The 10,921-nt window shown below is 49.1% G+C and carries 10 protein-coding genes; 6 read left to right on the forward strand and 4 right to left on the reverse strand.

The genetic code is table 11. From position 1 onward, the window contains the following. Positions 1 to 95: 95 nt before the first annotated feature. The 3 genes from AC5FX6_RS08615 to AC5FX6_RS08625 form a co-directional block, all read right to left on the reverse strand. Complete coding sequence (locus tag AC5FX6_RS08615) at positions 96 to 1,220, reverse strand: copper resistance protein NlpE N-terminal domain-containing protein (RefSeq protein WP_493596620.1); 1,125 nt, start codon at positions 1,218 to 1,220, stop codon at positions 96 to 98. 184 nt (positions 1,221 to 1,404) lie between these two features. Beyond that, complete coding sequence (locus tag AC5FX6_RS08620; RefSeq protein WP_493596621.1) at positions 1,405 to 3,117, reverse strand: M3 family oligoendopeptidase; 1,713 nt, start codon at positions 3,115 to 3,117, stop codon at positions 1,405 to 1,407. A 134-nt stretch (positions 3,118 to 3,251) separates the two neighbouring features. Then, a complete protein-coding gene (locus AC5FX6_RS08625) occupies positions 3,252 to 4,337 on the reverse strand; it encodes a 2Fe-2S iron-sulfur cluster-binding protein (protein ID WP_493596622.1) in 1,086 nt (361 codons plus the stop codon). A 258-nt stretch (positions 4,338 to 4,595) separates the two neighbouring features. On the opposite strand from AC5FX6_RS08625, the gene AC5FX6_RS08630 reads away from it, so the two are divergent. From AC5FX6_RS08630 to AC5FX6_RS08640, 3 genes are all read left to right on the forward strand, one after another. Next, positions 4,596 to 5,150, forward strand: a complete 555-nt coding sequence (locus tag AC5FX6_RS08630; protein ID WP_493596623.1) for an HNH endonuclease — start codon at positions 4,596 to 4,598, stop codon at positions 5,148 to 5,150. Positions 5,151 to 5,196: 46 nt separating this feature from the next. Then, complete coding sequence (locus tag AC5FX6_RS08635) at positions 5,197 to 5,898, forward strand: peptidoglycan DD-metalloendopeptidase family protein (protein WP_493596624.1); 702 nt, start codon at positions 5,197 to 5,199, stop codon at positions 5,896 to 5,898. Between the two features lie 89 nt (positions 5,899 to 5,987). Next, positions 5,988 to 6,848, forward strand: a complete 861-nt coding sequence (locus AC5FX6_RS08640) for a mechanosensitive ion channel family protein (RefSeq protein ID WP_493596625.1) — start codon at positions 5,988 to 5,990, stop codon at positions 6,846 to 6,848. A 52-nt stretch (positions 6,849 to 6,900) separates the two neighbouring features. Here the strand turns inward: AC5FX6_RS08640 and AC5FX6_RS08645 are convergent, their stop codons facing one another. Further along, positions 6,901 to 8,115 carry an ABC transporter permease gene (locus AC5FX6_RS08645; RefSeq protein ID WP_493596626.1) on the reverse strand — a complete coding sequence of 405 codons (1,215 nt, stop codon included), beginning with the start codon at positions 8,113 to 8,115 and terminating at the stop codon, positions 6,901 to 6,903. 111 nt (positions 8,116 to 8,226) lie between these two features. Here AC5FX6_RS08645 and AC5FX6_RS08650 point away from each other — a divergent pair, with 111 nt between their 5' ends. From AC5FX6_RS08650 to AC5FX6_RS08660, 3 genes are read left to right on the forward strand one after another with little or no spacing between them, the layout of a single operon-like run. Beyond that, positions 8,227 to 9,456 carry an exo-beta-N-acetylmuramidase NamZ family protein gene (locus AC5FX6_RS08650; protein ID WP_493596627.1) on the forward strand — a complete coding sequence of 410 codons (1,230 nt, stop codon included), beginning with the start codon at positions 8,227 to 8,229 and terminating at the stop codon, positions 9,454 to 9,456. 4 nt (positions 9,457 to 9,460) lie between these two features. Continuing rightward, the gene (fmt, locus tag AC5FX6_RS08655; protein ID WP_493596628.1) at positions 9,461 to 10,396 is read left to right on the forward strand and encodes a methionyl-tRNA formyltransferase; all 936 of its coding nucleotides are present in this window, start codon (positions 9,461 to 9,463) and stop codon (positions 10,394 to 10,396) included. Beyond that, the gene (locus AC5FX6_RS08660) at positions 10,393 to 10,884 is read left to right on the forward strand and encodes a dihydrofolate reductase (RefSeq protein WP_493596629.1); all 492 of its coding nucleotides are present in this window, start codon (positions 10,393 to 10,395) and stop codon (positions 10,882 to 10,884) included. Before fmt ends, AC5FX6_RS08660 begins: the two co-directional genes overlap by 4 nt. Positions 10,885 to 10,921 lie beyond the last annotated feature (37 nt).

Raw genomic sequence — 10,921 nt, forward strand, 5'->3', positions numbered from 1 at the left:
TGCTGCAAAGAAATCTGACTGAAGGTAACTTGGGCTTAAGCTAATCGTCCTCCGGTTCTTTTAAAGTAAAAAAGTCTTATGCAACGGCTCTATACCTATTCTCCTCTCTTAAACATCATCACTCCTTTGCCATCTAGTATAAGTTCCAGCCACTCTTCAGTCACCTTATATCTTAGCTCCTGATTACTCAGTACTTTCAAAAACTGGTTCTCCACTTCCATATTCGGACAGGCCATTTTGGTCGCTGCAATGGGACCGAAATTTATTCTGTCGGCAACTGGTTCAAGCGTACCCGTCAGTCTATTGCAGCCCGCACTGCCTGACACCCTGCCTTCGGTCAAGTCAATGACTAGAGATGGCTCATTCCGCTGAAAATCTTCCGGGTTAATGGCTTTACCTTGCAGTTCAACCAGATTCCAGGTGCCATTTAAGCGGGAGTCGCGCAGGTACATGCCGCAGCCTTTGTATTCCATATCATCTTTGAGCACAGTGACGGTATAGGGTAACTTACGACCTGACATTGTATTCTCACAAGTCTCTTTTATGATCCTGATCTCCAGGTTTCCTGATACAGTTTGTACTCTATAGATTGTCCCTTCCCCCGTCTCGGGCATTTCAGCGATGGGCACCGGTGTGAGGACGCTGCCGTTTTCTTCGTCGAGGGCTTTGAATTCTATCATCTTTTCCAGGTCAATCTCCAGTGACCAGAATGGCTCGTTCCCCACTGCTGCAAAGTCAATTCCTCGTTCGTACTTATCACGCCATAATCGGGGGTTGTCTTCCGGTTCGTCCGGATTTTGCCGGCGCAAACGGTAGGCTTCTGCAAGCGTTGACTCTATTCGGTTGCCTTCGCTATCGAGCATCACCAGTGCTTCCCCATCTATTGCAAACTGGTTGTTCCCTGTACCTTGTTTGTTCAGCCTCACGCTGCCATTACCCACACCCCATGTACCCGACTGCACAAAAGGTGTTGCGCTGCGCCCTTGATAAACCATTCGCTCCCGGTAGGTACTGTCTGGGTTGAGTTCCAAGGTATAGTCTATTCCCGGGCAATCTGCGCAAGGGATGGTTCCGACCCACTTTCCAACAGCAGCACGGGCAACCTCAGCATTCGACATCCCACTATTGGATTGCGAAACAGAGGTTGGAGTAGTAGAACAGGCTGTGACAATGCATAGCAAAAGAATCCCGATAGGAATCAATAGTTTAAATGGATCCATTGAACAAAGTAAACAGGTGTACAATTCTCTACGATAAAGGGAATAGTGCAGGTAAAAGCATCTTCAAAAACTGAGCTGGTAAAGCTATGCCTAACAAATCAAAATGCAAACCTCGTTAAATAAAAGAAGCCCCGTCGTTACCTTTTCGGTAATGACGGGGCTCCTCTGCAGGTATAGCTATACCTTAGACTTTCTCCATTTCGCCTTTCACGAAATCCACCAGACTCTTGATGTATTCGGTGCTGAAGTCAAACTTGATGCCAGCGGCTTCATACACTTCACCTATTGAAACGGTATAACCTAAGCTAAGGGCACGCTTGTAAGCGGCCAGCCCTTCAGTGGGATTCTCTTTGTAGTTTTTCCAAACAGCGATCGCACCTAGTTGTGCCATGGCATATTCTACATAATAGAAAGGCACTTCGTATATGTGCAGCTGTTTCTGCCAGATGAAAGGCTTATACTTCTCCAGTCCGCTCCAATTCACTTCCAGGTGATTAAAACGCTCGAAAATGTTAAGCCATTCCTGATGACGTTCCTCCTGCTTGTGCTCCGGGTGCTCATACAGCCAATGCTGAAATTTGTCTACGGTAGCTACCCACGGGAAGGTCTCGAGCACACTCTCCAAGTGCGTTCGCTTGGCGCGACGCAACTCATCTTCGTTGCTAAAGAAGGTGTCCCAGTAGTCCATCGAAATCAACTCCATCGACATGGAAGCTAACTCGGCTACCTCTGAAGGTGGATGCTTGAAAGCGCCCAGCGTCAGGTCGCGGGTCAGGAAAGAATGCACAGCGTGGCCTCCTTCGTGCAGCATTGTTATTACATCGCGCAGACTAGAAGTGGCATTCATGAAAATGAACGGCACACCAATCTCGTCCAGCGGATAATTATAGCCGCCCGGTGCCTTGCCTTTTCTCGACTCCAGATCCAGGTGCCCCATCTCACGCATGGTGGCCAGGCAGTCGCCCAGGTAAGTGTCAAGGTTATAAAATACCCGTATCGTCTTCTCCAGCAATTCCTCGCCAGAACTGAATGGCTCAAGAGGCGATTTCCCGCTTGGGTCCACGTCCAGGTCCCATGGGCGCAGGTCAGCTATACCTAGCTTCTCTTTGCGCTCGCGGTCTATACCTGTCAGCACAGGCACGATGGTTTCCTCAATGGATTGGTGGAAATCAAAGCAATCCTGTGGGGTATAGTCGAAGCGACCCATAGCCGCAAACATATAGTCACGGTAGTTGTCGAAGTCGGCGTTTTTGGCCAGCTGCGTACGCAACTTCAAAAGCTCATCGAATAGGTCGTCGAGTTTTTGGCGGTCCTGTGTGCGGCGCTCCTGTATGGCACGCCATGCCTCTTCGCGCACATCACGCTCGTTGCGTTTCAGGCGGTCGGCGGCACGTTGCAGCGTCATCTCCTCCCCGTCCAGCGTTACAGTCATGGCCCCTGTTATGGCGGCGTATTGTTGCTGTTTGGTGCTGATTTCAGTGTTCAGCGGGATGTTTTCTTCCCTAAAAATCTCCAGCGCACGTTCTACGCCGCGCAGATAGATGCGGTACTTGTCTTTGTCGAGCCCGGTCACATAAGGCGAATGCATCAACTTCAGGTTGAGCTCGTGGTCATATGGCGCTATCTGGGGTTCTATTTCAGATACGAAATACTGGAAAGCTTTCGTAATGTCCTCGTTTTGGGTGTCGCAGGTCATGCGGATGTAGCGCCAGCCAAGGTCTTCAGAGAGTACACTCTCAAGTTCGCTGCGGTCTTTCATCCACTTTTCCAGCCCCTCCACAGAGTCAATATTCCGGCTTTTCAGTTCTTCAAAATATGGCTGAATGGTTTCCCAAGTGTCTATCCCAAAGTCTTCCGACAAGTATACCCGCTGTTTTCGTTCGGGTATTTGTATCATAGCTTCTGTTTTACTCATAGATAGTTCTGTATAAGAAAAGGTAATATATACACTTCTCCTGAAAGTGCAAAAAAAAGCTGCACTATATATGTAATAATATAGTGCAGCCAAATTGAAGTTATAACAGGTAATTTCTATCCTATTTCGATGACCACATTAGAGGTTAGCGGATGGCCTACACAGTTCAGTACGTAACCTTCGTCAAGCTCTGCATCCGAAAGGCCTTCCCGCTCATCCAAATGTACTTTTCCGCTCAGGCACTTGCCGCGGCAGGCGGTACACAAACCCGCCTGGCAAGAATATGGCAGGTCCACATCCTGATCGAGGGCTGCCTCCAGAATGGTCTGGTCGGGCTGCACCTCCACACTGTACTCGGCTCCTTCATAAATGATGGTCACTGTCTGGGTGGTGATTTCACCATCGTCGTCAGAAGATGATACATCGCCATGATGCTCTTGCTCCTGTTGCTCCACTAATTTGTTGCTTACAAAGCTTTCGCGGAAAATACGCTCAGCGGGCACATGCAGTACGTTCAGCGCTTTCCGCACTTCTTCCATCATCCCTTCTGGTCCGCACATGTAGTAGAGCGCATCCGCTGACTTGGCCAATTGTCGGCGCTCGAGAATCTTGAGTATCACACTCTGGTTCATGCGGCCGCGGTGGTCGCAGGCATGCTTCGGTTGGCTATAAATATACTCTACATGCAGACGCTCCGGGTTGGCGCCCTCCAACTCTTGCAGCTGTTGCTTGAAGATGACGGAGTTTTCGTCGCGGTTTCCGTAAAGCAACGTTACTTTGGTATTCGGCTCCTCGCGCAAGGTGGCTCTGAGCATGGACATCAGCGGTGTTATACCGCTGCCAGCCCCAAAAAGGATAATATGACGACTTTTGCCAGCCTCCGGCACGAAGTTAAAATTGCCAAGCGGCTCCATTACTTCCATTTCCTGCCCAACTTCCAGATTATCAAGCAAATAATTGGAAACCAGACCGCCTTCTACACGTTTAACAGTAACTGACAGGCGGCTGCCCTCATTCGGGGCGCAGCACAGTGAATATGAACGGCGGACTTTCTTTCCGTCTATCGGAATGATAAGTGTCAGGAATTGCCCTGCCTTGAATGGAATCGGTTTTTTATCGGGATGTTCTAAGTGTATCGTAATCGCATCTGAGGTTTCGCGGGTTATCTCCACGACCTTCAGCGTGAAATAGGGGCTACTCATATCGTTTTTTTAATAGTCTTTTAGAGGGAAACATGGTTTCAGACTGAAAGTTACGACAATCTGGGCTGTTCAGTGAAAATTTAAAGGAATTTTTAAAACCGATTTCACGAATCACGTATTATAACCAAATCATTAACAGAATGAACGGTGAATGAAAAAAAAACTGCACATTTGTAACATAGTACATACAAGTGCTGTAGTCGGGTAATAACCAACCCCCGCATTCCGTTCTTTACCTTACAATTACTGAAAACACCAATGCTCTACAAACTAACTCTCAAAAACTGTGAAAAAACCGTAGTGGTGGACGACCGCACCTACGAGTATATTCAAAACAACGCCTACCTGCAGCAGATCGAGTTTCTGAAGCACCTGCGCATTCACTCCAACGGTTATGCCTTCTTCCAGAAGAACTGGCCGTTGAAAAATGGCAAGTACCGCAACGAAACCATTTACCTGCACAAAATGATCGGTGAACAGCTAATCGAAAAGCCAGAAAGCAATATCAAGCTTTATGTGCACTTCAAAAACGGCAACAAACTAGATTGTCGCCTCGAAAATCTGGAGTGGGCACCGCTTTGCAAGATTGTGCGCAACACCTCTAAAACGGAAAACAAACTGGGCGTACGTGGTGTGCACAAAGAGGCACAGAAGTACCGCGCCATTATTCACCATAACAAGCAACGCATCAACCTCGGCACGTTTGACACGCTGCAGGAAGCTGCTCAGGCTTACAGCAAAAAATCTGAAGAGCTTTTTGGCAAAACCAAAAGCCTGAAGACACTCTCCAAGTATGTTGAAGAAGTAGCATAATTCTTCTTATACTTGCGTGGCGGCTCATCCCCCGCTTCACTGATACATGCTGAATACTGAAAAGAAACTTAGCAATATACTAAGACGGCACACTGTTGCTTTTGGCCCCGTACTTGATGCGGACCTAAACGGCGAACATGTGTGCCGTCTTGATTTTACGGCAGCTAACCAGCTGTTGCAGCAAACCGACCTGCGCAATACACAAGCCTTTAACGAGGCTGTCAACCAGATGCTGCAGGAACAGAACGCCACCATCGGGGTGGGTGGCTACCTCGAGAACCGTTTCATTTATCGCCGCAGCCACCACTTTGATGTAGCCCAGGAAAGTCGCGATCTGCACTTAGGCATAGATGTGTGGCTACCTGCTGGCACGGCTGTGTTTGCCCCGCTCGACGGTAACGTGCACAGCTTCGCCGACAACGCCAACTTCGGCGACTATGGTCCGACCATTATTCTGGAACATGAGTTGGAGGGTACTACCTTCTATACCTTGTATGGTCACCTGAACATTGGTTGTTTAGAAGGACTGTCTGTGGGCAAGGAATTCCGTAAGGGCGACAAGATAGCTGAGGTGGGCCCATACCCTGAGAACGGCGACTGGCCGCCACATCTGCACTTTCAGGTGATGTGCTCTATGGAAGGCAAATATGGCGATTATCCGGGTGTAGCCAGGTTATCAGAGCAGGCATTGTATGAAGGCCTTTGCCCCAATCCAAACCTGATTCTGCGGTGCCGCCACTTGGACTAGTTTTGCCTTTGCTGTAAAAAATACCCAAATTTGAACTCTGGTATCCTACAAGATGCCAGAGTTTTTGTTTTTAACGCATACTTGATCACATGTTTGACCTTTTTAATTTTGAAGCCTACAGCGCTAACTTTACCAATTTTGTCATGCTCTACGGCATGCGTCTTGTCTCCGCCATCATCACACTTTTAGTCGGTCTTTGGGTTATCAACAGGCTCAACCGCATGGTGTTTAACCTGATGGTGAAAAAAGATGTGGACGTATCGTTGCGCCCATTCCTGAAGAGTGTGCTGGCAGTTGTGATGCGTGTGTTGCTGATTATTCTGGTCATCGCGCAGCTGGGGGTAGAGATGACTTCATTCATCGCCATACTTGGTTCAGCGGGTCTGGCTATAGGCCTGGCTTTGCAAGGTAGTCTTTCCAATTTCGCGGGTGGCGTGCTGATTCTTACCATCAAGCCTTTCCGGGTAGGCGACTACATCGAGGCACAAGGCCAAGCTGGTACCGTGAACATGATTAACATTTTCAACACGGTAGTAAAAACGCCTGACAATAAAACGATTTTTATTCCTAACGGACCTCTGGCCAACAGTGTAGTAGTGAATTATACTATTGAGAGTACACGTCGCGTAGAGCTAAAATTTGCTATATCGGTCAACAACGACATTGGAAAAGTACGTCAGATTTTGCAGGATCTTATCAACGCTGATGAACGTGTTTTGCCCGAGCCAGCACCGGTGATTGTGGTCACTGACTTTGCCGAGCATTCCCTGACGTTGAGCGTACGCACGTGGGTGAACAAGGAGAACTTCTGGGCCTTCTTCTGGGACATGAACGAACGTGCCAAGTCAGCTTTTGAGGAGCAAGGTATACAGATGCCAGTACCACGACGAGAGATGGTGGGCGGCAGTTCAGGTAATGGCCAGGCTCAAAAGGCGGTGGCGCAGGTATAGCTTAGATTTAGTAGAATGAAAACGGCGGCTCAGGTTTGGGCCGCCGTTTTTTTTAATCAAACTTAATCGCTCTTACTGGTTTAATGCGGGCGACCATAGCGGCAGGTATAAGGATGGCGAGCATGGTCATCAGAAGGGTAATCACGTTGAGCGCGATGATGATGCCGAAGTTCCAGCTGATGGGAACGGTATCCATGTAATAGTTCTCAGGGTCAAGTGGGATGACTTTGAAGTAATATTGGATGACACAGAAGCCCAGGCCGATGATGTTGCCCCAGAGCATACCTTTGAGCGTCAGACTCAGGCCGCGGAAGTAGAAGATTTGCCGTATCTGGGCGTCGGTGGCTCCGATGGCTTTGAGCACACCAATCATGCTGATTCGCTCAATAATCATGATGAACACCGTGGACACCATGTTGAAAGTCGCCACGAAAATAATCAGAACCAGAAAAATGACCACGTTCTTACGTAACAGTTGCAGCCAGTCGAAAAGCTGGGCGTGTCGGTCGGTTATTTTTTCAAGCTGCAGATCGTAGTTCATTTGGTCGAATACCTGATCAGCCACCTGGTCTATCTGCTCAAAATCCTTGAGCAGTATTTCTACACCACCTACCAGCGAATCAGGCCAGTTGTTGAGTTCGCGGATCAGTTGCAGGTCGCCGATGACAAACACTTCGTCAAACTCTTCCAGACCTGTGTTGAAGACTCCCACTACTTTGAGCTTTCGGGCTCGTGGCGGATTCTGGATGAAATAGAATATTGCCTCGTCTCCTACTTTCAAGCGGAGTTTATTCGCAATACGCCGACTCAGCATGACATCTTTGGAAGAAGCCGTGTCCGAGAACGTCACCACACCGCCTTCGTCTAAGTTGGCCTTCATAGAACTTAGGTCGTAGTCTTCACCCACACCTTTCATCACCACACCTAGCACTTCGTCATCGGTTTTGATGATGGCCGTTTTGCGGGCGAAACCCTGAATGTGCTGTATACCTGCTATTTCTTCGGTGCTGTTAATACCTGTGGCCGTGCTGATGGGAGCACCCTCAAAGGAATTATTGGTGTCGTACTTGCTGATTTGCAGGTGTGCTCCGAAGCTGAAAATCTTGTTCCGGATTTCGTCACGGAAGCCTTCCAGAATCGCAAATGATACAATCATGATGGCAATGCCTGCAGCTATGCTTATAATTGCTATTTTTGTCACAGACGTGGTGAAAGAACCAGCCTGTACTTCAGAAATCTTATCAGAGATGTATTTGGATACGTTCACTCGCTTGCGTCTAAACTGCCTTAAAGATAGGTATGAATTTTGATTTAGGTCCTGTTAAAGTTTCGTTTTTGTGAGCGAATCTCCAAACGCGGCCCTGAAAAAACAACACCGATGATACAACCTCTTGCTATACTTTGCAGTGCCCTGCTGCTCAGCTTTAACAGCTGCACACCTAAACAGGCGCCTGCAACTGCCGCTGATCAAAACGCCCCGGCCACTGAAGAAAATGCCCAAGTTCCCGCCCAGAAACCACTGGTACTCGGAGCAGAGCAACTTGACCGCTACCTGAAACACCTCGAAGGCAAGCGGGTAGGTATGGTCGTAAACCAAACCTCCGTGATTGGTAACACCCACCTCGTGGATACGCTGATTAGCCGTGGCATACAAGTAACCACTATTTTTGCACCAGAGCATGGTTTCCGTGGTGAGGCCGATGCAGGCGCGCACATCAAAGACGCGAAAGACACTAGAACGGGCCTTCCGATTATCTCGCTTTACGGTAGCAACAAGAAGCCTTCAAAAGCCCAGATGCAGAACCTCGACGTGCTCGTTTTCGACATTCAGGACGTGGGCACGCGCTTCTATACCTACATCAGCACCATGCACTACGCCATGGAAGCCTGCGCCGAAAACGGCAAGTCCATGCTTGTGCTTGACCGTCCGAACCCGAACGGTCACTACGTAGACGGCCCTGTTTTGGAGATGGAGCACAAGTCCTTTGTGGGCATGCACCCAATTCCGATTGTGCACGGCCTTACGGTGGGCGAACTGGCCGAGATGATTAACGGCGAGAAATGGCTGGAAGGCGATAGAAGTTGCGACCTGACCGTCATTAAAATGCAGAACTACGACCACACGATGGCCTACGAACTGCCGGTGCGACCTTCCCCAAACCTGCCAAACCCACAGTCCATTGCACTGTATCCGTCCATCTGTTTCTTTGAGGGAACCAATGTGAGCGTGGGCCGCGGCACTCCTACTCCTTTTCAGGTAATCGGCTCGCCGTTCTACCAGAAAAAAGGCTTCTCGTTTACCCCCGTAAGCACCCCAGGCGCCACAGACCCACCCCACAAAGGCGTAAAGTGCTACGGCATGGATTTGACTGATGTGTCACATGCACAGCCGTTCACACTGAAGTACCTGCTGGAGATGTACAACAACTCGTCGAACAAGGATAAGTTCTTTAACAACTTTTTCGAAAAACTGGCAGGTACTTCAGAACTGCGCAAGCAGGTGATTGCCGGCAAAACCGAAACCGAGATTAGAGCCAGTTGGGAGCCGGAGCTGTCGGACTACAAAGTGCTCCGCAAAAACTATTTGCTATACCCTGATTTTGAATAGAACCATGCCCGAATTGCGAATCGTGTTTATGGGTACGCCCGACTTTGCGGTGCCTACCCTGCAAGCACTTGTCGAACACCACTACAATGTAGTAGCTGCCATCACTGCCCCTGACAAACCAGCGGGCCGTGGTCAGAAGATACAGCAATCGCCAGTGAAGGAGTATGCCGTGTCGCAAGGTATACCTGTGCTACAACCGACTAACCTGAAGTCAGAAGCATTTCTGGAAGAGCTGCGCAGCTACCAAGCCAATCTGCAGATTATCGTGGCCTTCCGTATGCTGCCCGAAGTAGTATGGGCAATGCCGGAACTTGGTTCTTTCAACATACACGGCTCTTTGCTGCCGCAATACCGTGGCGCGGCTCCTATCAACTGGGCCATCATCAACGGTGAGAAAGAAACGGGGGTCACCTCTTTTTTCCTGAAACACGAAATCGACACGGGTGACCTGATTTTCCAGGACCGCCTGCCGATACTGGAAGAGGACGACTTTGGCAGCATGTACGAGAAGTTGAAGTACAAAGGCGCCGAACTGGCCGTACGCACCGTGCAGGCTATTGAGCGCGGCGAAGTACAGTCGCAGCCGCAGCAAACCACCGCTGAGACAAAGCATGCTCCGAAGATTTTCAAAGATACCTGCGAAATCAACTGGAATCAACCTGCCCGACAAGTACGCGATTTCATTCGTGGCCTCTCCCCTTACCCGGCAGCCTGGACCCGCTTTGACGGCAAGACGTTTAAGATTTTCAAGACGGAAGTGTTGGAGGACACTGCCTATACCTTAGCGCCGGGCCAAATCATAACCGACAATAAAACTTACTTGCATGTGCAGACAGCTGATGGCGCTCTTTCGATTTTAGACCTCCAGATGGAAGGTAAAAAACGCATGCCTGTGCAGGATTTGTTGAGGGGCTATACATTTAAAACAGAACAAGTATGATAGCCATTGTCGTCGCCATAGCTGAGAACAACGTCATAGGCAAGGATAACCAGCTAATCTGGCACTTGCCCGCGGACCTGCGCCATTTCAAGCAAAAGACCATGGGCCACCCCATGATCATGGGCCGCAAAACGTTCGAGTCTATTGGAAAGCCGCTGCCTGGTCGTACTACCATCATCGTGACGCGTCAGAAAGACTACCAAGCAGAAGGTTGCATCGTGGTGAACTCCGTGGAGGAAGCTATAGCAAAAGGCAAAGAACTGGATAGTGAGCATGTGAGCATTGTTGGTGGCGCTGAAATCTACAAGCAAGCCTTGCCTAATGTAGATACGCTATATCTGACAGAGGTGCACCACGATTTTGATGGTGACACTTTCTTCCCAGAGCTAAAGCAAGAGGAGTGGCACGAAGTAAGTGCTGAAAGCCACGAGCCTGACGAGAAGAACAAGTATGCTTATACCTTTAAGGAGTTACGCCGCAAGGTATAGCCGCAAGGTATAGCCGCAAGGTATAGCCGCAAGGTAT

It is taken from the genome of Pontibacter sp. LHS2 (genome assembly GCF_058932845.1).

Bases quoted from the DNA above. Each gene is read 5' to 3' on its own strand.
- AC5FX6_RS08620 (WP_493596621.1), bottom strand. From the start codon at position 3,117: ATGATACAAATACCCGAACGAAAACAGCGGGTATACTTGTCGGAAGAC.
- AC5FX6_RS08635 (WP_493596624.1), top strand. From the start codon at position 5,197: ATGCTGAATACTGAAAAGAAACTTAGCAATATACTAAGACGGCACACT.
- fmt (WP_493596628.1), top strand. From the start codon at position 9,461: ATGCCCGAATTGCGAATCGTGTTTATGGGTACGCCCGACTTTGCGGTG.
- AC5FX6_RS08625 (WP_493596622.1), bottom strand. From the start codon at position 4,337: ATGAGTAGCCCCTATTTCACGCTGAAGGTCGTGGAGATAACCCGCGAA.
- AC5FX6_RS08660 (WP_493596629.1), top strand. From the start codon at position 10,393: ATGATAGCCATTGTCGTCGCCATAGCTGAGAACAACGTCATAGGCAAG.
- AC5FX6_RS08640 (WP_493596625.1), top strand. From the start codon at position 5,988: ATGTTTGACCTTTTTAATTTTGAAGCCTACAGCGCTAACTTTACCAAT.
- AC5FX6_RS08630 (WP_493596623.1), top strand. From the start codon at position 4,596: ATGCTCTACAAACTAACTCTCAAAAACTGTGAAAAAACCGTAGTGGTG.
- AC5FX6_RS08615 (WP_493596620.1), bottom strand. From the start codon at position 1,220: ATGGATCCATTTAAACTATTGATTCCTATCGGGATTCTTTTGCTATGC.
- AC5FX6_RS08650 (WP_493596627.1), top strand. From the start codon at position 8,227: ATGATACAACCTCTTGCTATACTTTGCAGTGCCCTGCTGCTCAGCTTT.